The following is a 24788-nucleotide window of genomic DNA, read 5'->3' as shown; positions in this document are numbered from 1 at the left end:
AATGGTGTCAGCAACGAGGTTTCCAGTAGGCTTCACAGTACGGGTTCCTGGTGGGTTTAGATGGTTGTGTAGGAACTTTCATCTTCACACCAGGGACCCCTACATGTTGTGGCGACCCGCTGAACCCGTCGCGTTCTACTTCACCCCGCTACGCACCCCGAAACCGGAAGGGCCCGTTTCCACGACGGGGTAGATCACACCGTAGCCGCAGCCCTCCTGACCGAATCCGGCAAACACGTGCTCGGTTTAAACGCATATCATTTTCTCGGTGGCCCCTGTGGTGAAATCTCGGCCTTAGCTAACCACGCTGCTAGTCATCCAGAGGATCCGATCCGAGCGGTAGTCGCCGTCCACGGTCCGACTGGCCAGGTGCTTTCGCCCTGTGGAAAGTGCCGCCAAGTGCTATTTGATACTGATCCGTCTATCCGGTGCATCGTGCGCGGAAGCAATGGACTTGAAGCACTCACTGTGGAAGAGCTCTTACCGTTCGCATATAACTGGCGTGACATGGACAAAGAGCAACGCATCTATATGTGGGAAGGTTACGAGGAATCAATTCGAAGCGGAGAAAAGCAACAAACCATTCGGGTGGATGATCCCTTCCATGAAGGAAGCGCCCAGATTGTCTTTGAGAAAGAATCCGGAGAGGTCGTCACCATTCCCGCAGCGGTCACGTCAGTTGTTTCTACCCAGCGGAGGTCCTTGACGGAGGAACAAGCCCGAAGAGATGGCTTTGGCTCTCTTGCTGAGCTTCATGAAGCGCTTGATACTCACTATCCCGGATTAGCTGAGGACGACGAAGTCGACGTCGTTGAGTTCACGCTCCGCAAGGCTTAAAAGCTTTGGCGAAGCCCACGCGGAAATGATTTTACCTAGACTGTCGGTATGTTCGGCCCCGCTTCCGCCCTGCCACCGCGGCTTATAGATTTCCCTGTGCTGCGGTTACCGTTTGTGGAGTTCGTGCTTGTTGGGCTGCTGGTGGCCCTCTTTTTCGTCGATACGCAAGGAACTGATGCTGAGAGTGGCTTCCTTGCAGTCTTTGTGCTTCTTCCCGCACTCGTGTTTCTGGGAATTGCTTACCTTGTTTCCCTGCCCATGCAGCGGAAGGTCATTACAGATTTCCGCCTGGATGCCGTTTTCGTCGTTATCGGGGCGGTTGGTCTCTTCGGCTGGATCGAGCAGATGCTCATCGCTTTGCCCTTCCTGTGCTGCCTACCCGTGGGGCTTTCAGCACTGATTCGCAGAGGCATCGCCTTTGCGTTGTGGAAGAAGGGTAAAGGCCCTCAACTGCCGGAATGAGGTTACGCGCTTTGCCAGCGCATCCTGCCATCAGAAGCAGGTGCGCACGTCATCGGGACACCTCTCTTTGATACGCCGCTTCCGCCGCTGCAATACGCGCCGGGATGAACATAGTTCTCCTGCACGGCGGGTGCTTCATACACCGCGGCGGCTTCTTGAACTGGAGGATTCGCAGCCAGCATCTCGTCCGAGCACTGTTGCGTCCAGCCAGAGGTTCCATCGCTGAAGAATGTCGTACCGGTTTCGTGCAGCGAGACATCACCGCAGGACTCGATGGTTTTCTCCATCGGAGTAGGCTGCGCCGCGCCGGGGGCCTCGGTGAAGCCGATGACTTCCTCTTGTGGTTGATCTATGTTGACGCCTTCGACGTTTTCCTCCGTAGCGGGGAGGGTGGGCTGTGGGGCGTCTTCAGTAACGCTGGTGCTTGTGCTTGGCGACGTCTCACTCGCAGGGGTGGATTCAACGTCGAGAGAGGAACAGCCGCTGAGAAAGAAGAGTGCAGCGGCAAGAGAGAGAAATCGCTTCATCACAGGTCCTAATGATATGCCGTGGTGTGCGGTGAGCACGCATGCGATTACACTGATAGAGTTACGCCTTGTGTTCCCTGGTATTCTCGCTTCCTTGCTCTCCATCATCGTGACAGTGACGTCCTCCCTGTTTGGCGCCCCCACTTCTGCGAACGTCCCCGGGGTTCTACAGGCAACGAGCACGGTTGCAGCCAGCGATGACCGCGTCGCGGCGCTGTGGCGAAACGGCAAACGCGAGTGCTCCGCGGGGTACATCGGCAATGATTGGTGGCTTACTGCTTCACACTGCTTGGGCCGCGACCTGCGTCTCACGCAGGCGGATGGTGACAACGCCAAGGTGCTCGCCTCCACCCCGGTAGCAGAGAAGTCGGACGTCGCCCTGCTGAAAGCGGAACCCATGGACGCGGAAGCCTTCGAGTTGCCCTCGCGGCCGCTGCGCGTCAATGACTCGCTCTTCCTCGTGGGCTACGGAGGGATGCACAATTTTGCCTCTGAGGCCGTGGTCCGCGTCGAAGAGACTGGGGTCGCTGGGGAGATTCAAGGCTACGATTTCGATAATCTCATCCAATCGCGCTCCATGTTTGCTTCGCGCACGTGCAACGGAGATTCCGGCGCGCCGCTCTACCAGGACACCATGATCTTCGCGGTGCACACCGGCGGTGAAGAAAACGAGGAGTGCACCGATGGCACGCGCCGTCACATGTGGCACAGCGAAATCTATCCGAATCTGCAGTCTCTGCGAACGCTGATGGATAGCTACGATGACTTCGATTCGCCCGCAGCATTCGAGGAAGCAAAGAAACACGCCCAGACCCAAAAGAAAGAATCCAAGCGCTCCAGCAGCTTGAGCAGCCTTTCCTCCTGGTAGTTCGGCAGGCATACAGGAACCGTACAGCAGATGCTCAGGGATCGGCGATAAGCTGTCTCCTTATGAAAAACGGCTTCCTGCAGCGTGCCTTCCTCGCTATTCTCCTCGCCACTGCGGCCCCCGTTCCGGCCCATGCTCAAACCATGGAGACCTCCGCCGCGCAGGGTCTCGGCATCAACGATCCCGACTGCCAGCCCACGGGTCCTGTTACCGAGCCGGTCGTTTTGCTGCACGGAACCTCGGCTAACTCGGCTGAGTGGAACGACCTCATCCCGACACTCAAGGACCAGGGCATGTGCGTCTGGGCCTTCGATTATGGCGCCGAGGACGTGGCCTACCAGAACGCCTATGACTACCTGAAGGGGATTTCGGATCTAGAATCCTCTGGGCGCGAAATAGCCAGGCAGATAGAGCACATCCGGGAGGTCACCGGAGCACACAAAGTAAACCTCGTGGGCTTCTCCCAGGGCGGCCTGCACACCAAGACCTTCACCCAGCTCTACGGTTCGCCCGATGAAGTGAACCGCGTGGTCACCATCGGCGCGAATTTTCACGGGACGACGTGGGGTGGCAGAGCAACGTCGCTAAGCACGGCAGCCAAAATTGCCCCCAGCGTGGTCAAATTCGTGGGTACCAGCGCCGGCATTCAACAGTTGGAGGGTTCGGAGTTCATGGAGAATCTCAACCAGTTGCCGGACACCGCGTCCGGCCTCACCTATACCTCCATCTACTCGCCGGCGGATAGCACTGTGACGCCGAATCAGACCTCTGAGCTGAGCGCTGTTCCGGGGGCGGATGTGGTCAACGTGGAATCGGCCCCGGTCGAACATGGGCAGCTGCCCCATGACCCGCGCGTGCACGAGCAGATTCTGTGGGGGCTCACGCGCTAGGCCGGGGTCGGCGCGGACTTGCGGGCGCGTGCAGCAATGGCGAAGGTGGCCGTTAGGCAGATAGCGAGGGCCACGAAGGGCAACGCATTCGACAGCCAGTAGGCGGTGGTGAAGGGGAGGGAATAGGCGGCGACGACGCGGATGATGGCTTCGAGCAGGAACACGACGCCCCACACGATGGTGATGTAGCGCTGGGAGGCGCGGAAGGTCGGGTATTTCCACAACCCGTTCCAGTAGGCGACGCCTTCCTTTGTGCCGTCGGTGCCAAAGCGCTGGCCAAAGTAGAAGGCAAGGGGCTTTCCAAGGGCCAGGCTGCCGAGGAAGAGCAAGCCAATAATGCCGGTAACAACGCTGCCTTTAACTAGCAGGAGGCGCTCATCGGTGCCACCGACCAGCGTGGCCAACGCCGCAGCAACGTTGAAGGCAAGGATCAACGCAGAAATCCCAGAAAAAGACTTCTGGCGCACATGCTGGATGATGCCGCCGACGAGGGGGCCGATGCTGGCGGCCAGGTAGGCATAGACGTGGTTGTTGGTTGTGGAATCGACGATCTGGAATAGCAGGATGGCCAGGCCGACGTCGAAGACGCCGAGGATGAGGAAGTTGAGCAGGCGTGGATTGAGACTCATGCCACATAGTGTGCCACAAAACATACGAATCGGTTTGTTTCTGACACATAAAAACCCTAGGGTTGGGGCATGGCTGACGTTGGACCAGGAACTTTTGGATACCTCTGTGGGTTGGCCCGCCGCGAGGAGCTCCCCGGGCCTGTGCTGACACCGATCCTCACTGGGCTGGGTCTGTCGCCGGCCGGTGCGCGCACGTATCTATCCCGTATGGTGCGCGCGGGCGACCTATCCTCGCGCCGAGCGGGGCGTTGTTCCGTGTATTCCATGGTGGGGGACTACCTTGCGGAGTTTCGTCACCTAGGTTCGCCGCGCGACTTCCAGTGGGAGGGGGCGTTTCACACGGTGATCTTCGATATCGGCGAGGATCGCCGTGCGGAGAAAGATGCCTTCCTGCGCGCCGCCCATGCCAGCGGTTTCCGGCAGCTGCGGCCCGGAGTCCTGGTGGGCGCCCACGCGCCGGGGGAGTGGGCGCAGAAAACCTTTATCGGCACCTGGTCCGTGGATGAGGACACTGCCCGCGACGTTATCGCCACCGCGTGGGACCTCGAGGACAGTGCTGCCCGTATTAGCGCGCTGGGCGACGTTCCCCCTTTGCCCACCGATGACGTTGGCATCGTCGTCGAAACTACGCGCCGCCACGCCGCCGCCTTCGCGGCGCTGCGCCGCACCCCGCCCTTCCCCGCACAGCTTCTCCCCGCTGATTTCCCTGCGGAATTGCTGGAGAGCCGCCTGCGCATGGACATCACGCCGGCCCACCGGGCGATGGCGCGGCTGTTAGAGTCGTGGCCATGATCCACGGAGCGATTGACGCGGAGGGCCGGTGCCGCCACTGGCACACGCTAGTCGACGTCGTTGCGAACAAGTGCCACACCTGCGGCGGCTGGTTCGCGTGTTCGCTCTGCCACGCGGAGTTAACGGATCATGATTTTGGACCCATGCCGAAGGACGAGCTCTGCGTCATGTGCGGGGCCTGCGGCCGAACGATGACATACGCTGAGTATTCGTCATACAAATGCCCCGCGTGCGGGCATGCCTTCAATACCGGCTGCGCGCTGCACGCGGGGACGTATTTCCGCTAGTTTTCTACGGCAAAAGCTGGGCCAGCGGGGTGCCCTCGACGAGGGTCTTGAGGTACGCCACGATATCCGGGACGTGAATGGTGAAGTTACCGAAGGTCACCGGAATCGTCGGAAAAGCGTTGTTTGTCGGGGCCTTATTGCCGTTATTGGCTGGGGTACCACCGTTGTTGGTAGGCGCGGTGTTGTTAGCTGGGGCAGTGTTGTTGGCTGGGGCACCACCATTGTTAGCAGCGTTGCCACCGCCGCCATTCAGGCCGCAGCGCGCGATGGCCTCGTCGGCGCGGGCGACGGCGTCGCGGATCTCGCCGCCGCGCGGGTGGAAGTTAGCGGCAGCGAGCGCCTGGGACTTCTTGCTGTTGTAGTCGGACGGGTTGGTGTAGTACTTGGTGGCCTGCTCGCAGGAGATCTGGCCGGCCGGGACCTTAGCCAGGTAGTCATCCACCATGTCGGCGGAGGCGGTAGGGGCGGACAGGCCGATGGCGGCAGCAACGGAGCACAGGACAAGCTTATTTCTCATGCGCCACATTGTGCCACAGCTTTTACACTTTTGTGTTAGCGGCTCAAGAAACGATCCACCAGCGAAGAATACGCCTTCACGGTCAAATCCAAGTCCTCCAAGTACAGGTGTTCGTCGTGGCTGTGCAGCTGCGAGTTCGCGCTGGCCATGTCTCGATCCTCGGCGTGCAGCGCGAAGCCGTAGGCATTGCCGCCACGTCGGCGTGCTACGCGCAGGTCGGAGCCACCCGTGGCCAGTACCGGCAACACCTTCTTTTCTGGGAAGAACTCGTGGGCGGTCTCTTCGATGCAGCGCCACAGCTCGGTATCGGTGGAGGACTGTGTAGCGTCCTCAGTAATAAGGTGCTCGATCTCTACTTCGTCGGCCATATCGCCGAGCGCTTCACGTAGGAAATCATCAAGCTCCTCCTGGGTCTGGCCAGGGAAGGGACGGATGTCCATCTCCAGGTAGGCGTGGGAGGGCAGCACGTTGATGGCACCACCCGCGCGCAGGACGGTTTGGGCAATCGTCGTGTGCGAAAAGGCGTGGGCGTAGGCAGACAAATTACCGAATTTCTCATAATCTGCGGCGGTAGCGGAGCCGTCGAGAAGCGCTGCCTCCGTTGCGGGATCGAAGCGGAAGGTCTTGACGAATCCCTGCCACACCTCATCCGTCGCCACGGGCGGCTCCGCGGCCGCGATGCGGCGAGCGACCTCACCAATCTTGACGATGGCAAAGTCCTTGCCGAAGGGCGTCGAGCCATGGCCGGCATCGCCGTGCACGTGCAGGCGGCGCTGGCCTGCGCCCTTTTCGCCGACGTTGAAGCCGAGCGCGCCGGGCAGGTGGCTGCCGCCGGTCTCCGAGAGGCAGTTGCGCACCGAGTAGGCCTCCGGGTGGTGCTTGTCCATCCAGATGGAGCCCAAACCGCCGCGGGCCTCCTCGTCCGCCATACCTACGAACGCCAGGGTGCCGCCGGGATTGCCGCGCTTGGCGACGTCCCTGACCACCGCCGCCATCGTCGCCGTAATAAAGAGCATGTCCACCGCGCCGCGGCCGTAGAGCTTGCCATCTTCGATGACGGCGTCGAAGGGCGGCTTGGTCCACTTGGGCTCGTCGACGGGCACGACATCCGTGTGGCCCATGAGCGTCAGCGGCTCCTTGTCCGGGTCACCCGGAACGGTCACCACGATGGTCACGCGGCCTGGGTGCGATTCATAGCGTTGAATCTCCACCGGGGTACCGTTGAAGAACTTCTCCAGAGTATCCGCGTTGCGGACCTCGTTGCCGGAGTCAGGCGTGAGGTCATTCACGCAGGCATTGCGAATAAGCTCCTGGAGTAGCGCGAGGGTGTCGTCATAGAGCGTGGAATCCATGGCCTAGAGGTTAGTCCGGACCGAACAAAACACGCGGATTTACCACAACTTGAACGGTGTTCAAGTAAGGTTTCCCGCATGAGCATCGTAGATATCGCACGCGAGAAGGCCCTGGAGCAGGGCATCGGCCTGAACGAAGAAGAACTGCTGCAGGTCCTTCAGATCCCGGATGAGCAGCTGGAAGAGATTGCGGACATCGCGCATCAAACCCGCCTCAAGTGGTGCGGTCCGGACGTCTCCGTGGAAGGCATCATCTCCATTAAGACCGGCGGCTGCCCGGAGGACTGCCACTTCTGCTCGCAGTCGGGCCTTTTCGAGTCCCCCGTGCGTGCCGCGCGCCTCAACATCCCGGAGCTGGTGGAGGCCGCCAAGAAGACCGCTAAGACGGGCGCCACGGAGTTCTGCATCGTGGCGGCCGTTAAGGCCCCAGACGAGAACCTCCTGTCCCAGGTTGCCGAGGCCATCCCGGCCATCCTCGATGAAGTTGATATCGAAATCTCCCTGTCCCTGGGCACCCTCACCCGCGAGCAGGCCCAGCGCCTCAAGGACATGGGCGCCCAGCGCTACAACCACAACCTGGAGACCTCCAAGTCCTTCTTCCCCAACGTGGTCACGACCCACACCTGGGAGGAGCGCAAAGAGACCCTCGAGAACGTCCGTGCAGTCGGCATGGAGATCTGCTCCGGCGGCATCATCGGAATGGGCGAATCACTAGAAGACCGCGCCGAGTTCGCCTACCAGCTGGCCCAGATCGAGCCCTGCGAGGTGCCGATGAACTTCCTCGACCCGCGCCCGGGCACACCATTCGCGAACTACCCGTTGGTCCCGCTCGGTGAGGCACTGCGCGCAGTGGCCGCATTCCGCCTGGCCATGCCGTCTGTAACCCTCCGTTTTGCGGGCGGCCGCGAGCTCTCCCTGGGTGATGACGGAACCGAAAAGGGGCTGCTCGGCGGCATCAACGCCATCATCGCCGGCAACTACCTGACCACTCTGGGCAAGCAGATTGAGAAGGACGTCGACATGCTCGGCCGCATCGACCTGCCCATCAAGGCGCTCTGATGAACAGCTCGACGGAGCTGGCCGCCGCCGTCCTTGCTGGCGATGAGCCGCTGTTCCACCCCAACACGGGGAAACCACTAAGCGAGGAATTCACTTTGCACCCAGCGGCCGCAGCGGGCCTGGACGTCCCGCGCTATTGCCAGCTGTGTGGGCGCCGCATGGTGGTGCAGGTGCGCCCGGATGGCTGGAACGCGCGCTGTTCGCGCCATGGCGAGCTCGACTCAGATCATCTCTACGAGGAGGCTCTCCCGTAAGCTGGGGCACCATGGATCCCGCCGTTGCCCACGCTCACCAGTCCGCGTTGCGCTCCATCTCCCGGGTCGTCGCCGAGATCGCTGAGCCGACTCCCCCACAACAAGCACTGGACGCCGTCACCGATCAACTGCGCCGCGGCAACGTCATGGTCCTCACCGGCGCGGGCGTATCCACGGAATCGGGCGTGCCCGACTACCGCGGCCCGCGCGGTTCCCTCAGCCGGCACCGCCCCATGACCTACCAGGAGTTCCTGCACGATCCGCAGGCCTCGCACCGCTATTGGGCGCGTGCTTTCGTCGGCTGGCGGGTCATGCAAGCTGCACACCCCAACCGCACGCACTACGCGTTGGTCGAACTCGAGCGCGCCGGGCTCCTCACGGGTGTCGTCACACAGAACGTGGACGGCCTGCACGAGGAAGCCGGGCAGCGCAACCTCATTGCCCTGCACGGGGACATGCAGCACGTGGTGTGCTTGAGTTGCGGGTACGAAGAACCACGCGCGGACTACGACGCCCGCGCCGCCACAGCCAACCCGACTTACCTGCAACGCTGGGCAGTCAACAAAGAGGACGTTAACCCTGACGGCGACGTTGCCCTCAGCCAAGAAGCGGTCGAAGAATTTGTCATGCCCGGCTGCGTGCGGTGCGGCTCACAGCGCCTCAAACCAGACGTGGTCTATTTCGGCGAGCCCGTTCCGACTTTTAAAAAGGACGCCGCCTACGCGATGGTCAACGCGTCTGACTCCCTGCTGGTAGCCGGCTCGTCGCTGGCGGTGATGAGCGGCTTCCGCTTCGTTCTGGAGGCAAAGAAACAGGGCAAGCGCGTGGCCACCATCAATGGAGGGCCAGGGCGCGCGGATGACCGCGTGGACACACTGTGGCGGACCCAGGTGGGGCCGGCTTTCGATGCGGTTCTCGACGAGCTGGAGCTCTAGAGCCGCTCCAGTTCCTCGAGGACAAACTGGCATACCCGTTTATCCATGGGCATATCCTCGTGGCGAATAATCGCAAGGCGCTCGATGTCCTGGATATAGACGTTGTGGACATTCGGGCCATTGAGGAAACAGGTGTTTGGTGGAACCACGATGGCGTCGGCGCGCGTGGCGATGCACGTATAGCTCACCCCGGGTTCGACCTCGCTGCCGCGGTTCGTGGCCTCAACAATCTCGCTGCCGGTGACCTGCTGCATGCCGGCGGGGCCAAACCAGCCGTCGATAAGCGAGCGCGCCACCTCCTCCTGCCTCTCGCTGCGAAAGAGGGGGCTGGCGATTCCACCCTGGGTCGTGCCGTGATTGGGAGAGCTGATACACACCACGTGCCGTACAAACTCCGCGCTATCGTGCATGCGCATCCAGTACCGAGCCAATAATCCACCCTGGGAGTGGCCCACGAGAATCACCTGCTCCGCGCCGGTGACGGTGCGGACGGCGTTGATGTAGGCGTCGAGCTGCCGAGCGGATTCCTGCAGGGGGCCAGTGGCGCGGGTCCCGTAGTCAGGGGCGAAGGTGGCCCAGCCAGCGGCGCGGAGCATGTCTGCGAGAACCTGCCATATTCCCTTGCTGTCGCAGGTTCCGTGGATCAAGACAACCGGCCAGGGGCGTTCGGCGGTAGGGCGCGCGGACCAGTCGTCTTCGTAGACGCCGCGTGGGCGTCTGCGGGCACCGAGGGGGAGTGGGGTCATGAAATTTCAGTTTACTCTTGACCCCTATCCAACTTTCGTACTAAGCTAAGGCTTGCCTAATACGGAACGGCGGTGAGCTCCACACCGTACGCGTTACCGGATTAGTCATGGGGATAGGGCCCGCCGCTTCACCGCGGCGGGCTTCTTTCATGGATACACTCGCGGGCATGACCGACCTGCAGCATGTCCACTCCGTCAACGAAGCGGTTGCTCGTCTCTGCGAGCTCTATGACAGTTCCTGTGCGCTGGCACGTGAAGCATTGGCCTCAGGGGACCACGATGCCTACCGCCACGTGGTGTACCCAAAGATCACCGTGCATGTACGCCAGTGGACGCCCATCGACCGCTCCGAGCCCTTCGGTTACGTGGACCAAGAGGGCCGCTACTCGGCGGTGATATCCAAACCATGGCTGATTCGTGATTACCTGACAGAGCAGCTCACGCGGCTCACCAACAACTACCTGTGCGATCTCTACGTCGGTCAATCGGATGAGCGCATCCCGCCGGAATATATTCGGGGGATTACACAGATTCCCCAGGACCGTGGCGACATCCCCCGGCCCACCCTCGATGCGGTGCATGACGGAATCGTGGACGGCGCTTGGAAGGCTTTCCACGGCAAGGAAAAACCACTGTTCCATTTTGGTGCGCAGCGCTTCGACATTGCCTGCGCCCGCATCGAGCACTACACCGGCATCGAGGTGGACACCGTGCAGAAGTACATCCTGTTCACCAACTACGCCATGCACACCACCGAGTTCGTCAAGTTCGGGCTGCGCGAATTGGCGCGGGAAGACTCCCGCTACACCGCGCTCGTGCTGCCCACGGGGGAGACCATCCACCCCAATGACGCGGTGCTTCTCGACGTCGACGAGCTCACCCTCACCTCCCGCTACCAGATGCCACGTTTTGATCTCATCACCGCCGGCGGCGATGGCATCACGATGATCAACATCGGTGTCGGCCCCTCCAATGCCAAAACCATCACGGACTGCTTGGCAGTCCTGCGCCCGGAGGCCTGGATCATGATCGGCCACTGCGCAGGGCTTGATGGCCGCATGCGCATCGGTGACCTCATCCTGGGCAATGCTTATCAGCGCGAAGACCACATCCTCGACGGCACCGTCACCACCAGCAACCCGATTCCCGCCATCCCGGAGATCCAGCGCATGCTGGAGGCCGCCGTCGACGAGGTCTATGGAAAAGACAATTCGCTCATGCGCACCGGCACGGTGCTCTCCACCGATGATCGCAACTGGGAATGGCGCACCTCCCGTGATCTGTGGGAGTGGCTGCGCCACTCCACCGCGGTGGCAGTAGATATGGAATCCTGCACCCTCGCCGCCAACGGCTACCGCTACCGCATCCCTTATGGCACGCTGCTGTCGGTCTCCGATCTCCCTCTGCATGCCGTGCCCAAGCTTCCCGCCCAAGCGCAGGCCTTTTATTCCAATTCGAAGGAGGCACACGTGATGTGCGCGGTGCGCGCGGTGGAGGCTTTGGCGGAAAATCCGGAGCGGCTGCGCACCCGCAAATTGCGCCGAACGGTAGGAGAGGTACCGTTTCGCTGAGGTTGATGATTAGACTGAGGGAAATGCACAATCTGGCGAAGGAGACCTAGACGATGAGCACCCCGGAGTGGTGGAACCCGGAACGCGAGAACCTGACGTGGGAGGTCTTCGGTGAGGCCAGTCGCTCCCTGTCCCAAGAAATCGTGGATTCGGGTTGGTTCCCCGACCTTATCGTGGGCGTGGCCCGCGGTGGATTGATCCCAGCCGGCGCTATTGGCTACGCCATCGGGGTCAAGGAGATGGGTGCTATCAACGTGGAGTTCTACACCGATATCGGTGAGACCCTCCCGGAGCCGATTCTCCTTAACCCGCAGCTGGACACTGATTCGCTCAAGGGCAAGAAGGTCCTCGTCGTTGATGACGTGGCGGATTCCGGCAAGACCCTCGACCTCGTGGTCAACCTGCTCGAGCAGACCGCGTCCGAGGTCAAGTCCGCGGTGATCTACACGAAGCCGACCACCATCTTTGAGCCGGACTTCTCGTGGAAGAAGACCGATCAGTGGATCAACTTCGCATGGTCCGTCCTGCCAGTCATCACCCGCGACGGCTCTTTCAAAGACGGCCACTAGTGTCGGAGCACGCAGCCGGGTCTTTCCGCGCGGCCTTTAGCTCGCCCGCCCGCTTCCGCAAGGAGGTGTTTGGCGGGCTTGCTGTTGCGCTCGCCCTCATCCCGGAAGTTTTAAGTTTCTCCATCCTCGCCGGACTCGACCCCAAGGTGGGGCTCTTCGCCTCCGTCATCATGGCGATGTCCATCGCCATCACCGGCGGGCGCCCGGCCATGATCTCTGCTGCAGCTGGCTCTGTCGCCGTGGTGATCGCACCACTTGCCCACGAGCATGGCCTGCAGTACGTGCTGCTGACCATCTGGATGGCGGGAATTCTCCAAGTAGTGATGGCAGTGCTGGGCGTCGCCAAGCTCATGCGTTTCATCCCCCGCAGCGTCATGCTGGGGTTTGTCAACGCCCTGGGCATCCTCATGTTCACGGCGCAGCTGAGCCACCTGTGGCAGGTGCCGTGGCTGGTCTACCCCCTTGTCGCGCTAGGCCTCGTCATCATGGTGGTGTGGCCGCGGATTACCACGGTGATCCCCGCCCCGCTCGTCGCGATTATCGTGGTTAGCGCACTCACTGTGATTTTCGGCTGGCAGGTTCCCAACGTCGCGGACCAAGGCGAGCTGCCGACCTCCCTGCCCGGTTTTGTTATTCCGGACTTACCTTGGACGAAGGAGACTATTCTCCTCTGCCTTCCCTATGCATTGGGCGTTGCACTCGTCGGCCTTATGGAATCCCTGCTGACCGCCAAGCTTGTCGACGACCTCACGGATACCCACTCCGATAAGACGCGCGAATCCGTGGGCCAGGGCATCGGCAACATGCTCGCCGCGGCCATCGGCGGCATGGGCGTGTGCGCAATGATCGGCCAGACCATGATTAACGTCAAGGAATCCCAGGCGCGCACGCGCTTGTCGACGTTCCTCGCCGGCGTCTTCCTCCTCATCCTCATCCTCGTGTTGGGCGATACCGTAGGAAAAATCCCCATGGCCGCGCTCGTGGCGGTCATGTTCATGGTGTCTTTCCACACCGTGGATTGGCACTCGGTGCGCACGATTCACCGCATGCCGTTGAGCGAAACCCTCGTCATGCTCGTGACGGTGATTGGCACCCTGGTGACAAATAACCTGGCGGTCGGTGTGATCCTCGGCGTCCTCACCGCCTCGGTGGCCTTTGCGCGCCGCGTGGCGCACCTGGTGTCGGTGGAGCTGGAGGGCAACGTCTACACCGTGCGCGGCCAGCTTTTCTTCGCGTCGTCCAACGATCTGGTCTACGCCTTCGATTACACCCTGCCGGTGGACAAGATCATTGTGGATTTCTCAGAGGCCGATATCTGGGATGCCTCAACCGTGGCGGTGCTTGAATCCGTGGAAAACAAGTACGCAAGTCGTGGAGTAGCGGTGGAATTCCGCGGCCTCGATGGCGTTAGCCTCGCGCGTTACCAGAGGATTTCTGGTTTGGGTTAGGTAAACCTACCAGAAAAAGTGTTATGACGTGCGAGTTTGCTTAAGATCGCCTTGCTAGCGCGTCCAGAGAATTTCTGTATTGTGGGAACAACACACGAAATTGTGGGAACAACACACGAAAGGATTAACTCTTATGGATGAGAAACTGCAAACGCTCCTCAACGCCCAGGTCAATAACGAACACGGTGCAGCCCTGATTTACACCCAGCTGGCCTACGAGATGGACAACCTGTCCTTCCCGGGTATGCGCGATTGGTTCTTCAAGCAGGCAGAGGAAGAGCGCGAGCACGCACAGAAGTTCGCCGAGCACCTGTTGGACCGCGGCTACCGCGTCGAGCTGGGGGATATCCAGGTCGGCTCCGTCAAGGCCGCCACCCCGCTCGATGCCTTTGAGGCCTCCCTCGCGCATGAGCAGAAGGTCTCGGAGCAGATCCGGGAGATCGCCCGCACCGCGGATGCCGCCGGGGATCTCGATTCCCGCGCCCTCATCAACTGGTTCCTCGAGGAGCAGGTTGAGGAGGAGTCCACCGTGTCCGAGATCATTGACCAGCTCAAGCTGGTGGGCAATGACGGCTCGGGCCTGCTGCGCATCGATGGTTCGCTGGCGCAACGGTAACGAAGCCATATAGTTTGCACGAATTCTCCCACAGCCCCCTGCGGTTGGTGGGAGAATTTCTTTTATGACTACAACGCGCCTGATGCTCATTTGCGGTGCCCTGGCCGGCCTTGTGATCGCATTGGTCGGCGGCACGTGGCTGGCGGCAACGAACATGGCGCTGGGAACCTTCTTCTTTGCTCTTGCCGTCATGCTTGGTCCGTTTGCAGGACTTGCCCTCTTGTTGGGCGCGGCTGCGGCATCGACGGCGCTGAGCCGCTCCTTGTTTAGCGTGGGCGGCTTGTTCCTCGTGGGAGCGATCTCGACGTTGTGGGCCCACGGCACGCTGTCGCTTCCGCTTTTCGTGGCGGGCACCCTGACCGGCGCTATTGCGGTCTGGCTACACTGGGCGCATGGCCACTTTGCTCTTCGACCTCTACGGCGTGCTCATGCGGCCCGCTGGGAACGCTGAGCTGGAGGATTATCTCCGTCCCGAAAACCCGGAGCACTTTTGGTCGCTCTATGAGGAGTTTCGCCCAGCTTATAATTCTGGGCACCTGAGTGATTCGCAATATTGGGGGCGCATCCGCGCGCTGACTGAACTGGACTCCTTTGACGTCAGCCACGCGACCGAACTGGACACTGAGCGCCTGCTGGTTGCCGACTCACAGGTAGTTCGTGCGGTGCTAAACCTCATCGGTCAAGGCCACAGCGTCGGCATCCTAGCGAATGTGCCGGCGGTACTGGGAACCCGGATCCGCCAGACGCAGACCTGGCTTCAGGAATGCGCCGCCGTGACGCTGAGCTGCGATATCGGGGTAGCTAAACCAGATCCGGAGGCCTACCTCGTGGCCGTCGATGCCCTGGGCGCGCAGGCCAAGGACACGCACTTCTTCGATGATCGGCCCGACTTCGTCACTGGCGCGCAGCGCCTCGGGCTCAAGGCGCACCTTTTTACGGGCATCAATTCGATCCCTTTTTAGGCAGCTTTCGCCTCGCGGCCGAGCTCCAGCGGTACGCGCAGCAGTGGATCGAGCGCCACAGCGCGGGTGCAGGCGCGCACAATTTCGGTGTGCGAGGGGATCATGCGCAGCTCCACTGGGTGATCGGTGGCCTGGCGCACGGCGGAAGCAAAGAGCTTCGGGGCCGCCGGATCATCCGAAAAGGCACCGCCGGCCACAACGAGAGTATCGGGCGTGTGCTCCGTCAACAGCTCAGCGGCGGTGGTGCCGAGGGAGCGCGCGCGGTCGTCGAGAAGCGCTCGCGTTTCTTCATCAGCATTCGCCACCACGTCTGGGAATGAGTCTCCGCCGGTCTCATTCAGTATCGCCTGCGTGGCCAGGGCGTCAGCACCGTCGAGTTCGAGCTGCACAATTTCATCGCCGACTGTGAGCGCAGCACCGACGGAGTCATCCGCGTAGAGCACCGTGACGGGCTTTTCCGCGCCCAGCTCCGCGGACTGCGTCTCGGATCCCAGGATGGCGGGGATGACGGAAGACACGACAACCGGAACGCCGAACTGGTACTCCAGACGACTAGCGATGTCCATCTCGTCCCAGCCCAGGTTGTGGGCAGTGATGCGTCCGGCCTCGTTGACGCTTCCGGAGGTGGTCACGCCGACTGAAACCAAACGGAGATCCAGGCCGGTCATGAGGCGATTGACACCAGCGATGATGTGCTCGATGACATCGCTTGCACTCAAACGCGAAACCGGGGTAGCCACGTCTTCCTCGCGGAGGGTGCGCCCCTTGGTATCGAAGAAGGCGATGTGGGTAAAGGCGGTACCAACCGCAATGCCGGCGAGCATCCAGTTATTATCCGCTACCTCTAGGGGCACGGTGGGGCGTCCGCGCCCGCGGGACTGAGTCAAATCCGTGCGCTCGCGAATCAGCCCAGCGCCCAGCAGCGCGGCAGTGGCGCGGGTAATCGTGGGCTGGGATAGCCCCGTGGCTTCGACAAGTTCACTGCGGGTCACAACGGGATTGAGTCGAATGATGTGGAGGCACTTCGCCGCCGGGGTGCGGGGGCGAGTGAACACGGGACCAGATTTAATCATGGCGCAAGTATAAATTCACCAGACCGCATTGTCTAATAGAAATTGGGATTCAGTAGACATCATAGTCTAGAAGTGTGCCTGCGTTAGAGTGGTGTTCATGGATTCTGTTGCTGTGTACTGCGGCTCCGCCGTCGGAAACTCTGAAGCCTATGGCCAAGCCGCACACCTTTTGGGGGAGGAGCTCGCGCGGCGCAACCTCACCCTGGTCTATGGCGGCGGTGACGTGGGCCTGATGGGCATCGTCGCGGATTCCTGCTTGGCAGCCGGCGGCACCGTCATCGGAGTAATCCCGCGGCAGCTCGTCGATTACGAGATGTCACACCAGCGGGTAACCAAGCTCGAGGTCGTGGACACCATGGCGCAGCGCAAGACGCGTATGGAGGAACTCGCGGATGCCTTCGTGTGCCTGCCGGGCGGCGTGGGAACTCTAGAGGAGCTCACCGAGGTGCTTACCCTGCAACAATTAGGCAACCTTGATGGCCCGGTGGGCCTAGTAGACGTCAACGGTTTCTGGCAGCCGTTTATAAACATGTACTCCGCAATGGTGCAGGAGGGGTTCGTTCAAAAACGCTTCCTCGACGCGCTCGTGGTCAGCCCGTTTCCAGCTGAAGTCCTGGATCAATTTGCATCATGGACGAGCCCGGGAAGTAAGTGGAGCAACAATTAGCTAACAACCTGGTAAATAAGGCGGCGCTGGGTTGGCCCAACCCCCTGGATCTTCGTTAGACTTCGCCCTTATGAGTTTTGACCAGAACGCAGAGCGCCAGCCTTCGCTGCTGGACGCGTCGTGCGATAACTTCGTCCACGACCTCGCGCAGCTCACGCCCACCGATGCCACCGCGTGGGGAATTCCCGGCTTCGATGGGGAGCTGGAGGATTTCTCCCCGGAGTACTACTCCTCCGTGGCGGATCGCACTCGTGAGATGATGGCGGATCTCGACGCCCTCGATGACACCACCGACGAGTCTGATGATGACGATGACTTCGATGAGGTGGACTACGTCACCGCCGCCGTCTTGCGCGACCGTCTCTGCCTGGATCTTGACCTACACCATGCCGGTGAGGACATCCGCTGCCTTAACAACATTGCCTCCCCGGTGCAGACCATCCGCGACACCCTCATGCTCATGCCGAAGGACACCCCGGAGCAGCTTGATGCGTTGCGCTCGCGCCTGTCGAAGGTGGCGGCCTCCCTCAACGGCTACAGGGAGTCCCTCACGGAGGCGGCGTCGCGTGGCATGGTGGCGCCGCAGCGCCAGATCTCCGATGTCTTCGTGCAATGCGAGCGGCTTGCCGACGCCGGCTCCATGCTCGAGGACCTTGGCGTTGAGGGCCCAGAGGTGGACGCGGCCAAGGAAGCCTTCGGCGAGTTCGCCGATTGGCTCTCAAACGAGCTGCAACCACAAGCACCATCGCAAGACGCGGTGGGTCGCGAGCGCTACGAGCGCTTCTCCAGGCTCTTCGTCGGCGATGTCGTGGACCTCGATGAGGCCTATGAGTGGGGCATGGACCAGGTGCGCTCCATCAAGGCGGAACAAGAAAAGATCGCCCACGAGCTCTATGGCTCCGACGTCACCGTGCGCGCAGCTATGCGCAAACTCAACGAGGAGGAGCGTTACCAGCTGCACGGCACCGACGCGTTAGTGGAGTGGATGCAGTCCACCGCGGACCGCGTCATCAAGGACCTCGACGGCACCGCCTTCGACATCCCGGAGGCGGTTAAAGAAATCGAGTGCTGCATTGACCCGGCCGGCACCGGCGGTATCTTCTACACCTCGCCGTCTGATGACTTCTCCCGCCCCGGCCGCATGTGGTGGTCCGTACCGGCTGGCCAGGAGCTTTTCCACACCTGGCAGGAACTAACCACCGTCCACCACGAGGGCGCGCCGGGCCACCATCTGCAGATTGGTGCCGCGCTGACCCAGCCGGATCTCAACCTATGGCGCCGTGCGGTGACGTGGAACTCCGGCCACGGTGAGGGCTGGGCTCTGTACGCTGAGGCACTCATGGCGGAGCTGGGGTACATGGATGATCCGGGCTTCCGCATGGGGCTTCTCGACGCCCAACGCTTCCGCGCCGCCCGCGTCGTGGTGGACATCGGACTCCACTTGGGCAAGGCGCTGCCGGATTGCACCGCGTCCGGTGTCTGGGACAAGTCCCACGTCAAGACCTTCATGCGTGAGAACACCGCGATGGACGATGCCAACCTCTCCTTCGAGGTCACCCGTTACCTGGGCTGGCCGGGCCAGGCGCCGTCTTATGCCTTGGGCCAGCGCCTGTGGCAGCAGACCCGCGACGCCGCAGTCGAACAGGGGATGGACGTACGTGATTTCCACTCCCAGGCATTGGCTCTGGGCTCAGTGCCGATGTCGATCCTGCGCGAGACGATTCTGGACTAGCTGTCAGACTCTTGGATTTATCCACACCTGACTCTTGGATTTATCCACACCTGACTCTTGGATTTATCCACTAGTGACTCTGTAATTTATCCATGTTTCGGACTAGGGTACCTGGTATGTACCTGCCGCGAATTGTTGATGCAGAAGTAGAAAGAGGCCTTCGCGTTGCCGGAGCCCTCTTCCTGAAAGGCCCCCGCGCGAGCGGCAAAACGTCGACGGCGCGCCAGTTTGCTAAGTCTGTCATTCAGCTTGACCGTGACACTCCTGAAGCAAACGTTGCTCGCATGCAACCGGCACTAGGGCTTCAAGGGGCGCGGCCCCGGCTTATCGATGAATGGCAGGTTGTTCCTGCTATCTGGAACGAAGTGCGTCATGCGGTCGATGACTCGCGAGAAAAGGGACAGTTCCTCCTCACGGGTTCCTCGACACCCGATGACGATGCCACCCGCCATTCGGGGGCTGGGCGTATTCGCTCGATTCAGTTGCGTACGTTGAGCCTGGCAGAGCGTGGAGATTTGGCTGAGCGCGTATCACTAGGCGCGATTATTTCCGGCAATCAGGATCCCACGGCTGGGACGGACGCCACCGTGGCGGATTATGCCCGCTGGATCGTTGCCGGTGGCTTCCCAGAGTTTTTCGACCTTGATCCTCTAGATGCCCAAGAGGGGATGGAGTCTTACCTCACGGAGATGAGCGAGCACGACTACCCGGAACTTGGGGGTCCGCGCCGCGATCCGCGCCGTTTCCAGTCTTTTCTTCGCGCCTACGCGGGGCTAGTTGCTCAACCGGCCACCGCTGCAGCGATTCGTAAACGCATTGGCGAGCTCAGCAGTGCTACTCCTATGCCGGCAGCAGAAACCGTCAACGTTATTCATGATTTTGCTACACGTTTGTTCCTAGTTGAAGACCAGCCCGCGTGGTCACCAAAGACGAGATCTAAGACAACCATGGTTCAGATGCCGAAGCGTCAGCTCGCGGATCCTGGCTTGGCAGCTGCATTGTTGGCGGTTGGGCCAGACAAACTGCTTGGTGATCTAGAGACTTTGGGCATTCTCTTTGAGGCGCAACTGGTGCACGATCTGCGCGTTTATGCTCAAGCATTAAGGGCACGAGGCGTCTTCCATCTGCGGGATATGAAGGGCCGCGAAGAAATTGACGCGATAGTGGAACTCAGGGATGGCTCGTGGGTGGGATTTGAAGCGAAACTTTCGCACAACGAGGTCGATGCCGCGGCGGCACATTTGTTAAGAGTGGCAGAGAAGGTCTCCTTGCCACCGGCCGCTCTCATCGTGGTTATTCCCAGCGGACCAGCTTTCCAACGGTCAGATGGAGTGTGGGTGGTTCCACTAGCGGCGCTTGCGGAATAGCCGCAAAATCTGCGGCAGGTAGCCGGCGATGACCAGCACGATGATGAGTCGAATAATCTGCACGGCCACCACGGCTGGTCCTGCGCCGCCTTCTGCCGATAGCGCGAGCACCGTCTCCAGCGCGCCGGGTGAGGTGGCGAGGTAAGCCTCGAAGTAGGTTATGTCCAGCCATGTGGTCAAAGGCACAGCAGTGAGCGCGCACACGCCGATCACGACAATGATGAAGAGGATCGTCGCCGGTAGCTGCTTGGCGAAGGCCCGCAGTGCCGGTACTGAAAGCCCGCCACCGCAGACCCAGCCAATGGACATAAACGCCATGATCTTGAACACGTAGAGCGGCTCCAGAGTGTGGCCGGCTGGAATAACCTGCGCGACCAGCACCGTCACGATGAGCGGCCCCAATACAGCAGCAGCGGGCAAACGCACCAGCTTGCCCAGCTGTTCACCAACCACAGCGATGGCGAGGGTCAGCAGAACTACCCACCACGTGGCCTCGCCGTCGACGCTCATGTCGACACCGTGACCAGCGGGGGCATCCAACAACGACACCACCAACGGCAGCGACACCGACACCGCCAGAAGGCGCAGGTATTGCGTCAGCGCCACGTAGCGGTAGTCCGCGCCGAGCTCGCTAGCTAGTGCCGGCATGAGGGAGGCCCCGCCCGGCAGCATCGACAAAATACCCGTCTCCCAGGAAATATCCTTCGGCTGCGAACGATGCAGCAGAACACCGCCAGCGACGCCGATTAAAACAGTAATGAGTGACATCGTCACCGCGGCTGGCACAAAGCCGATGAGGGTGGAGGCAGGAACTAAGGTCAGAGGTATGCCCGCCATCATTCCGATGAATCCGCGGGCGACAGAATAAAAGTGCTCATTAACGGCGAGTTCTTTGCCCGTCGTCAAGGCCATGGCTCCCGAGACCACGATGGCGCCGAGGATCCAGGCTGCGGGTACGTGAAGGTAGCTAAACAATGCCCCGAGTGCTGCTGACCCCGGGGCCACGATGACCCATCTCGTACGAACAGACATGGAATCGAGTTTAATGATGGACATGGATTTCGGATTAAGTGGTTGGGCGATTCTCACCATTGGCGCTGCCGTGGCCGGATGGATCGATGCCGTCATTGGTGGCGGCGGGCTCGTGCTCATTCCGCTCATTCTGGCGGTCGCGCCCCAGCTTGCACCGGCTACAGCCCTGGCCACGAACAAAGTGGCAGCGGTCTCGGGCACAGCATCTGCTGCCGTAACGCTCGTCAAGAAGGTCCGCCCGCCGAAGAGCGAGCTCATCCGTATGGGCCTTATCGCCCTCCTATGCTCCGGGCTCGGCGCTGCAGCAGCCGCACTCATGGACAAGGACGTCATGCGGCCGGTCATCATCGTGCTCATGGTGGCAGTCGGCATTTTCGTGGCCTTTCGCCCAGACTTCGGGAGCGGCGAAGGAGACGGTATCCGCGGCGGCTGGCGCACGTGGACCGGGTTAGCCGCCGTGGCGGCCATTGCCTTTTACGACGGTATTTTTGGGCCCGGCACCGGCATGTTCCTCATCATGGCCTTCACCGCCATCTTTTCCCAGAACTTCCTTACCTCCGCCGCGATGTCCAAGGTGGTCAACACATGTACCAACGTCGGCGCGCTCGTGGTCTTCATCGTGGGCGGGCACGTGGTATGGGGCCTAGCACTTGTTCTCGCAGCGGCCAATATCATTGGTGCGCAGCTGGGCGCGCGAACAGTGCTCGGCGGCGGTGCGAAGCTCATCCGCTATGCACTCCTCACTCTCGTCGTGGTGATGAGCGTGTACCTGGCCTGGCAGCAGTGGGGTTAAATCCTGTTCTTCGTCTTTGCGGTTGCCACCGCATTCCACGGATCCTCCGGCCACGGGTGCTTGGGGTAGCGCCCGCGCATGTCCGCGCGCACACCGGCATAGGGCCCGGACCAGAAGCTCGCTAGATCATCGGTGACGGCAAGTGGCCGGCCGGCGGGGGATAACAGATGAAATTGCACGCGATGGTCGCAGTATTCGGGAGACTCCGCCAACCCAAAACATTCCTGCAACTTGATGGAGACCACGGGGCGCTCGCCGGACCAATCGATCTTCGCAGCACGTCCGGACGGAACCGATAACCGTTCCGGCGCGAGCTCATCCAAGCGGCTAGCTTCGGGCCACGGCAGCAGACGCTGCAGCGCCGGGTACATGTCTGGGCGCTTCCCCTCAGCGAGTTCGTGCAGCTCCGGCTCCAGCCAGCTCAGATCATCACCGTCCACGTCCGGCCATGGCTCACCGTATGCAGCGTGTAAGTGCCGCATACGCTCCCGCAGGTTCTGGGCCTTGTCGCTGAAGTGAAACAGGTTTAAACCCTGTCCGGAGTTGCGTAGTGCCTCCACCGCCTCATCACCGGAGACCTTCACTGGGGTTTCCGACAGCACGATGGCGCCTGCCGCACGCACCCGTACGCCGCGCACTTTGGGGCCGTCGAGAAAAGCTCGGGTTTCCTCCGTCACGCCGATGATCTCGAGCGCGTCCTTTTCCGCAATCGGCACTGCTTCACGAATGATGGCGTTTCGAGATTGTGCCAACGACACCTCCGCCACCGCCAACCACTCGTGACCATCCTCGAGAAACCGCGCGCGGGTGCCACTCGCCAACAAATACTCCTTGTCACCTACGCGCTTTGCCACGAACTCCGGGAAGGCAGTTGCGACCACCACGCCTGGGTCCACCGGACCTTTGTTGGGCACCAGGCGGGCAAGCCGCTTCGGATCCGAATCATCCAGGCGGGCAATCGTCTGCGCCGCCCCCGCACCGTACTTCAACAGTGCCGCGCCCCACCGTGGGTGCGTCGGCAGCAGCGCCAACTCTTCAGTGGCATGAAGCAGATCTAGGGTGCGGTGGGCGTCGACAAGCGCAGCCTTCGGCGGTTGATCAAGCAACGGGAAGTCCGGTCCCGCGCCCCAACAATCCATGAACAGCGCCGCCTGCGTGAGGTCCGCGGAAAGGATCTCTGGAATCACGTGCGGAGAAAAGTGCTGGTAGTCCTCCTGTGAATAGCAGCGGACGACGGTGCCGGGCGCCTCACGTCCGGCACGTCCGGCGCGTTGATCGGCGCTGCTTTTCGACGTCGACACCGTCACCAACCCACTCATCCCGCGCTGCGCATCTCGCTTGGGCACGCGGGATAAACCGGCATCGACGACGGTGCGCACGCCCGGCACGGTCAGCGAAGATTCGGCGATGGAGGTGGCCACCACGATGCGCTGCTCTCGCGTATACAGCGCAGCGTCCTGCTCCTGCGTGGTTTGGCGGCCGTGGAGCGGAAAAACGTTATGGCCGGCGAGTGCCTCACACACCAGGTTGACCTCGCGTACTCCCGGCACAAAGACCAGCGTGGACTCGCGCTGTCGCGCGGCAACCTGGGCCACGCCTTTCCAAAAGTCTCGATCTCCTGCAGCGCGTCCCGGAATCGGTTCATAGGAAATGTCGAGTGGGTACGTTATGGCCTCGGTCGAATGGATGGGCGCATTCCCCATGAGCTGGGAGAAGCGGGTGGCGTCGACAGTCGCGGACATGGCAATAACCCGAAAGTCATCTCGGAGCTGCGCCAACTCCAAGCACATGGCGAGTACGAGGTCAGTATCGAGCTGGCGCTCGTGGACCTCGTCGATGGCTACGGAATCAACACCAGTGAGTTCCGGATCCCGCAACAGGCGGCGCAACAGAACGCCGGGGGTAACGAATTCAACGTCCTGACCCTTCCGGGAATCACCGCGCACCGCATAGCCGATGCGCTGCCCGGACAACTCCTGCAAGCGGTTGGCCGCAGCGCGCACCGCCACGCGGCGTGGTGCGGTAACGAGGACCTTTCCCTCCACCTGGTTAGCCAACGCCGGTGGAACAAGCGTGGTCTTACCCGTGCCGGGCGGAGCTTGGACTACGACGTGGCCGTCCGAAGGAAGCGAATCAATGGTCTCTAGGACGGGAAGCCCCTTGCCGATCGCCTTGAGATCAAACATCGAGATCCTGGCGCTCCCACCTATTCTCGTTGTCCTCCAGCGTGCGCACCACACGTCCCGGTGAGCCCAAGACCAGCGAGTTATCCGGGATAGCCTTAGTCACCAGCGTGCCCGCTCCCACGACGCAGTTCTTGCCGATTGTCACGCCCGGCAGCACAGTGACATTGGCACCAAACCACGTGTTATCGCCGACGCTGATAGGCTTCGCAATCTCCCAACCTTCTGCTCGCATCTCATGGTCGTTGACAGGATGCCCCACGGTAATAAGCGAGCAGTTCGGACCGATCATGACGTGATCTCCGAGGGTTACAGGCGCCTGCGCCAGGATCGTCGCGCCAAAGTTGATGAAGACGCCCTTTCCGATGGTCACATTGCAGCCATACTCCAAGTTGAGTGGGACGTGCAGCCCGGGAACCTCGGACTCGGGCGAAAGCAGCTCTCGCAAGATCTCCTTCGCGCGCTCTGGGTTGGTGTTGTGCAGCTCATTGAGCTCCTTGACCAGCAGGAAGCCGCGTCGATGTTCGGCGCTGACCTCCTCGTTGACACCGGGCATGAACCACTGCCCGCTGGTCATGCGTTCAAAGGATCCTTCGTCTGGGTGATGCATGTCAGCCATC

At 61.3% G+C, this 24788-nt stretch carries 28 protein-coding genes; 19 read left to right on the top strand and 9 right to left on the bottom strand.

Annotated features, from left to right (window positions below; all coding sequences use genetic code 11):
* The first annotated feature begins 435 nt into the window (after window positions 1-435).
* Together QKE52_RS08475 and QKE52_RS08470 are read left to right on the top strand one after the other, a co-directional pair.
* Window positions 436-837, top strand: coding sequence for an ASCH domain-containing protein (locus QKE52_RS08475; protein ID WP_071406955.1), 402 nt, complete (start codon window positions 436-438; stop codon window positions 835-837).
* Between the two features lie 48 nt (window positions 838-885).
* Window positions 886-1299, top strand: coding sequence for a hypothetical protein (locus tag QKE52_RS08470; RefSeq protein ID WP_070512818.1), 414 nt, complete (start codon window positions 886-888; stop codon window positions 1297-1299).
* 2 nt (window positions 1300-1301) lie between these two features.
* On the opposite strand, the gene QKE52_RS08465 is transcribed toward QKE52_RS08470, so the two are convergent.
* The gene (locus tag QKE52_RS08465; protein WP_102234714.1) at window positions 1302-1826 is read right to left on the bottom strand and encodes a hypothetical protein; all 525 of its coding nucleotides are present in this window, start codon (window positions 1824-1826) and stop codon (window positions 1302-1304) included.
* 70 nt (window positions 1827-1896) lie between these two features.
* Between QKE52_RS08465 and QKE52_RS08460 the strand changes: the two genes are divergently transcribed.
* Window positions 1897-2694, top strand: a complete 798-nt coding sequence (locus tag QKE52_RS08460) for a trypsin-like serine protease (protein WP_070546046.1) — start codon at window positions 1897-1899, stop codon at window positions 2692-2694.
* 62 nt (window positions 2695-2756) lie between these two features.
* The gene (locus tag QKE52_RS08455) at window positions 2757-3584 is read left to right on the top strand and encodes an alpha/beta fold hydrolase (RefSeq protein ID WP_070681636.1); all 828 of its coding nucleotides are present in this window, start codon (window positions 2757-2759) and stop codon (window positions 3582-3584) included.
* Here the strand turns inward: QKE52_RS08455 and QKE52_RS08450 are convergent.
* Window positions 3581-4213 (bottom strand): VC0807 family protein, encoded by a 633-nt coding sequence (locus QKE52_RS08450; RefSeq protein WP_070681632.1) that lies wholly within the window; start codon window positions 4211-4213, stop codon window positions 3581-3583. The genes QKE52_RS08455 and QKE52_RS08450 overlap by 4 nt on opposite strands.
* A gap of 69 nt (window positions 4214-4282) precedes the next feature.
* On the opposite strand from QKE52_RS08450, the gene QKE52_RS08445 reads away from it, so the two are divergent.
* Entirely contained in the window at window positions 4283-5005 is a 723-nt protein-coding gene (locus QKE52_RS08445; RefSeq protein ID WP_118783644.1) for a PaaX protein, read from the top strand.
* Complete coding sequence (locus QKE52_RS08440) at window positions 5002-5292, top strand: CHY zinc finger protein (protein WP_070681629.1); 291 nt, start codon at window positions 5002-5004, stop codon at window positions 5290-5292. The genes QKE52_RS08445 and QKE52_RS08440 overlap by 4 nt, the downstream gene beginning before the upstream one ends.
* Window positions 5293-5296: 4 nt before the next feature.
* Here the strand turns inward: QKE52_RS08440 and QKE52_RS08435 are convergent, their stop codons facing one another.
* Both QKE52_RS08435 and QKE52_RS08430 read right to left on the bottom strand, forming a co-directional pair.
* Complete coding sequence (locus QKE52_RS08435; RefSeq protein ID WP_347948558.1) at window positions 5297-5809, bottom strand: hypothetical protein; 513 nt, start codon at window positions 5807-5809, stop codon at window positions 5297-5299.
* Window positions 5810-5844: 35 nt separating this feature from the next.
* Window positions 5845-7161 carry a M20/M25/M40 family metallo-hydrolase gene (locus QKE52_RS08430; RefSeq protein WP_347948557.1) on the bottom strand — a complete coding sequence of 439 codons (1317 nt, stop codon included), beginning with the start codon at window positions 7159-7161 and terminating at the stop codon, window positions 5845-5847.
* Between the two features lie 78 nt (window positions 7162-7239).
* On the opposite strand from QKE52_RS08430, the gene bioB reads away from it, so the two are divergent.
* Genes bioB through QKE52_RS08415 form a run of 3 tightly spaced genes read left to right on the top strand, consistent with a single transcriptional unit; the run spans window position 7240 to window position 9409 of the window.
* Window positions 7240-8220 (top strand): biotin synthase BioB, encoded by a 981-nt coding sequence (gene bioB / locus QKE52_RS08425; protein WP_046648630.1) that lies wholly within the window; start codon window positions 7240-7242, stop codon window positions 8218-8220.
* Window positions 8220-8474 carry a hypothetical protein gene (locus QKE52_RS08420; RefSeq protein WP_046648628.1) on the top strand — a complete coding sequence of 85 codons (255 nt, stop codon included), beginning with the start codon at window positions 8220-8222 and terminating at the stop codon, window positions 8472-8474. The genes bioB and QKE52_RS08420 overlap by 1 nt, the downstream gene beginning before the upstream one ends.
* Before the next feature lie 11 nt (window positions 8475-8485).
* Window positions 8486-9409 (top strand): Sir2 family NAD-dependent protein deacetylase, encoded by a 924-nt coding sequence (locus QKE52_RS08415; protein ID WP_049156682.1) that lies wholly within the window; start codon window positions 8486-8488, stop codon window positions 9407-9409.
* Here QKE52_RS08415 and QKE52_RS08410 read toward each other — a convergent pair.
* Entirely contained in the window at window positions 9406-10155 is a 750-nt protein-coding gene (locus tag QKE52_RS08410; protein ID WP_049156683.1) for a triacylglycerol lipase, read from the bottom strand. The two genes, QKE52_RS08415 and QKE52_RS08410, sit on opposite strands and share 4 nt — an antisense overlap.
* A 167-nt stretch (window positions 10156-10322) precedes the next feature.
* On the opposite strand from QKE52_RS08410, the gene amn reads away from it, so the two are divergent.
* From amn to QKE52_RS08380, 6 genes are all read left to right on the top strand, one after another.
* Window positions 10323-11726 carry an AMP nucleosidase gene (amn, locus tag QKE52_RS08405; RefSeq protein WP_049156686.1) on the top strand — a complete coding sequence of 468 codons (1404 nt, stop codon included), beginning with the start codon at window positions 10323-10325 and terminating at the stop codon, window positions 11724-11726.
* A 53-nt stretch (window positions 11727-11779) separates the two neighbouring features.
* Window positions 11780-12295, top strand: a complete 516-nt coding sequence (locus QKE52_RS08400; RefSeq protein ID WP_049156689.1) for a phosphoribosyltransferase — start codon at window positions 11780-11782, stop codon at window positions 12293-12295.
* Window positions 12295-13743, top strand: coding sequence for a SulP family inorganic anion transporter (locus QKE52_RS08395; protein ID WP_347948556.1), 1449 nt, complete (start codon window positions 12295-12297; stop codon window positions 13741-13743). Before QKE52_RS08400 ends, QKE52_RS08395 begins: the two co-directional genes overlap by 1 nt.
* 133 nt (window positions 13744-13876) lie before the next feature.
* Window positions 13877-14359, top strand: a complete 483-nt coding sequence (locus QKE52_RS08390) for a ferritin (protein WP_158381705.1) — start codon at window positions 13877-13879, stop codon at window positions 14357-14359.
* Window positions 14360-14423: 64 nt separating this feature from the next.
* Window positions 14424-14810 (top strand): hypothetical protein, encoded by a 387-nt coding sequence (locus QKE52_RS08385; RefSeq protein WP_046648617.1) that lies wholly within the window; start codon window positions 14424-14426, stop codon window positions 14808-14810.
* Complete coding sequence (locus QKE52_RS08380) at window positions 14752-15321, top strand: HAD-IA family hydrolase (protein WP_049156695.1); 570 nt, start codon at window positions 14752-14754, stop codon at window positions 15319-15321. The genes QKE52_RS08385 and QKE52_RS08380 overlap by 59 nt, the downstream gene beginning before the upstream one ends.
* Here the strand turns inward: QKE52_RS08380 and QKE52_RS08375 are convergent.
* Window positions 15318-16394 carry an ROK family protein gene (locus QKE52_RS08375; RefSeq protein WP_347948555.1) on the bottom strand — a complete coding sequence of 359 codons (1077 nt, stop codon included), beginning with the start codon at window positions 16392-16394 and terminating at the stop codon, window positions 15318-15320. The genes QKE52_RS08380 and QKE52_RS08375 overlap by 4 nt on opposite strands.
* A 97-nt stretch (window positions 16395-16491) precedes the next feature.
* Between QKE52_RS08375 and QKE52_RS08370 the strand changes: the two genes are divergently transcribed.
* The 3 genes from QKE52_RS08370 to QKE52_RS08360 all read left to right on the top strand — a co-directional run bounded on the left by QKE52_RS08370 (window position 16492) and on the right by QKE52_RS08360 (window position 20160).
* Entirely contained in the window at window positions 16492-17061 is a 570-nt protein-coding gene (locus QKE52_RS08370; protein ID WP_049156802.1) for a TIGR00730 family Rossman fold protein, read from the top strand.
* A gap of 70 nt (window positions 17062-17131) precedes the next feature.
* Complete coding sequence (locus QKE52_RS08365; RefSeq protein WP_175974147.1) at window positions 17132-18793, top strand: DUF885 domain-containing protein; 1662 nt, start codon at window positions 17132-17134, stop codon at window positions 18791-18793.
* A 116-nt stretch (window positions 18794-18909) separates the two neighbouring features.
* Window positions 18910-20160: a DUF4143 domain-containing protein gene (locus tag QKE52_RS08360; protein ID WP_070517082.1), complete on the top strand. Its 1251-nt coding sequence runs from the start codon at window positions 18910-18912 to the stop codon at window positions 20158-20160.
* On the opposite strand, the gene QKE52_RS08355 is transcribed toward QKE52_RS08360, so the two are convergent.
* Entirely contained in the window at window positions 20140-21192 is a 1053-nt protein-coding gene (locus tag QKE52_RS08355) for an AbrB family transcriptional regulator (protein WP_246819854.1), read from the bottom strand. The genes QKE52_RS08360 and QKE52_RS08355 overlap by 21 nt on opposite strands.
* 22 nt (window positions 21193-21214) lie before the next feature.
* Between QKE52_RS08355 and QKE52_RS08350 the strand changes: the two genes are divergently transcribed.
* Complete coding sequence (locus QKE52_RS08350; RefSeq protein ID WP_102234675.1) at window positions 21215-21985, top strand: TSUP family transporter; 771 nt, start codon at window positions 21215-21217, stop codon at window positions 21983-21985.
* Here QKE52_RS08350 and QKE52_RS08345 read toward each other — a convergent pair.
* Window positions 21982-24171 (bottom strand): ATP-dependent RNA helicase, encoded by a 2190-nt coding sequence (locus QKE52_RS08345; protein ID WP_293775694.1) that lies wholly within the window; start codon window positions 24169-24171, stop codon window positions 21982-21984. The two genes, QKE52_RS08350 and QKE52_RS08345, sit on opposite strands and share 4 nt — an antisense overlap.
* Entirely contained in the window at window positions 24164-24787 is a 624-nt protein-coding gene (locus tag QKE52_RS08340) for a sugar O-acetyltransferase (protein ID WP_293775692.1), read from the bottom strand. The genes QKE52_RS08345 and QKE52_RS08340 overlap by 8 nt, the downstream gene beginning before the upstream one ends.
* Window position 24788: the final 1 nt, after the last annotated feature.

The organism is Corynebacterium sp. c25Ua_47 (assembly GCF_039907205.1).
GTDB classification, from domain to species: Bacteria; Actinomycetota; Actinomycetes; order Mycobacteriales; family Mycobacteriaceae; genus Corynebacterium; species Corynebacterium hiratae.
Note: the sequence above shows the minus strand (reverse complement) of the source record. Positions and strands in the feature narration are given on the sequence as shown.

Excerpts from the sequence above, each read along its gene's own strand:
- QKE52_RS08440 (WP_070681629.1), top strand. The coding sequence starts at position 5,002 with ATGATCCACGGAGCGATTGACGCGGAGGGCCGGTGCCGCCACTGGCAC.
- QKE52_RS08370 (WP_049156802.1), top strand. The coding sequence starts at position 16,492 with ATGGATTCTGTTGCTGTGTACTGCGGCTCCGCCGTCGGAAACTCTGAA.
- QKE52_RS08450 (WP_070681632.1), bottom strand. The coding sequence starts at position 4,213 with ATGAGTCTCAATCCACGCCTGCTCAACTTCCTCATCCTCGGCGTCTTC.
- QKE52_RS08455 (WP_070681636.1), top strand. The coding sequence starts at position 2,757 with ATGAAAAACGGCTTCCTGCAGCGTGCCTTCCTCGCTATTCTCCTCGCC.
- QKE52_RS08400 (WP_049156689.1), top strand. The coding sequence starts at position 11,780 with ATGAGCACCCCGGAGTGGTGGAACCCGGAACGCGAGAACCTGACGTGG.
- QKE52_RS08390 (WP_158381705.1), top strand. The coding sequence starts at position 13,877 with ATGGATGAGAAACTGCAAACGCTCCTCAACGCCCAGGTCAATAACGAA.
- QKE52_RS08345 (WP_293775694.1), bottom strand. The coding sequence starts at position 24,171 with ATGTTTGATCTCAAGGCGATCGGCAAGGGGCTTCCCGTCCTAGAGACC.
- QKE52_RS08445 (WP_118783644.1), top strand. The coding sequence starts at position 4,283 with ATGGCTGACGTTGGACCAGGAACTTTTGGATACCTCTGTGGGTTGGCC.
- bioB (WP_046648630.1), top strand. The coding sequence starts at position 7,240 with ATGAGCATCGTAGATATCGCACGCGAGAAGGCCCTGGAGCAGGGCATC.
- QKE52_RS08415 (WP_049156682.1), top strand. The coding sequence starts at position 8,486 with ATGGATCCCGCCGTTGCCCACGCTCACCAGTCCGCGTTGCGCTCCATC.
- QKE52_RS08435 (WP_347948558.1), bottom strand. The coding sequence starts at position 5,809 with ATGAGAAATAAGCTTGTCCTGTGCTCCGTTGCTGCCGCCATCGGCCTG.
- QKE52_RS08340 (WP_293775692.1), bottom strand. The coding sequence starts at position 24,787 with ATGGCTGACATGCATCACCCAGACGAAGGATCCTTTGAACGCATGACC.
- QKE52_RS08420 (WP_046648628.1), top strand. The coding sequence starts at position 8,220 with ATGAACAGCTCGACGGAGCTGGCCGCCGCCGTCCTTGCTGGCGATGAG.
- QKE52_RS08355 (WP_246819854.1), bottom strand. The coding sequence starts at position 21,192 with ATGTCTGTTCGTACGAGATGGGTCATCGTGGCCCCGGGGTCAGCAGCA.
- QKE52_RS08470 (WP_070512818.1), top strand. The coding sequence starts at position 886 with ATGTTCGGCCCCGCTTCCGCCCTGCCACCGCGGCTTATAGATTTCCCT.
- QKE52_RS08365 (WP_175974147.1), top strand. The coding sequence starts at position 17,132 with ATGAGTTTTGACCAGAACGCAGAGCGCCAGCCTTCGCTGCTGGACGCG.
- QKE52_RS08350 (WP_102234675.1), top strand. The coding sequence starts at position 21,215 with ATGGATTTCGGATTAAGTGGTTGGGCGATTCTCACCATTGGCGCTGCC.
- QKE52_RS08385 (WP_046648617.1), top strand. The coding sequence starts at position 14,424 with ATGACTACAACGCGCCTGATGCTCATTTGCGGTGCCCTGGCCGGCCTT.
- QKE52_RS08360 (WP_070517082.1), top strand. The coding sequence starts at position 18,910 with ATGTACCTGCCGCGAATTGTTGATGCAGAAGTAGAAAGAGGCCTTCGC.
- QKE52_RS08465 (WP_102234714.1), bottom strand. The coding sequence starts at position 1,826 with ATGAAGCGATTTCTCTCTCTTGCCGCTGCACTCTTCTTTCTCAGCGGC.
- amn (WP_049156686.1), top strand. The coding sequence starts at position 10,323 with ATGACCGACCTGCAGCATGTCCACTCCGTCAACGAAGCGGTTGCTCGT.
- QKE52_RS08375 (WP_347948555.1), bottom strand. The coding sequence starts at position 16,394 with ATGATTAAATCTGGTCCCGTGTTCACTCGCCCCCGCACCCCGGCGGCG.
- QKE52_RS08430 (WP_347948557.1), bottom strand. The coding sequence starts at position 7,161 with ATGGATTCCACGCTCTATGACGACACCCTCGCGCTACTCCAGGAGCTT.
- QKE52_RS08410 (WP_049156683.1), bottom strand. The coding sequence starts at position 10,155 with ATGACCCCACTCCCCCTCGGTGCCCGCAGACGCCCACGCGGCGTCTAC.
- QKE52_RS08380 (WP_049156695.1), top strand. The coding sequence starts at position 14,752 with ATGGCCACTTTGCTCTTCGACCTCTACGGCGTGCTCATGCGGCCCGCT.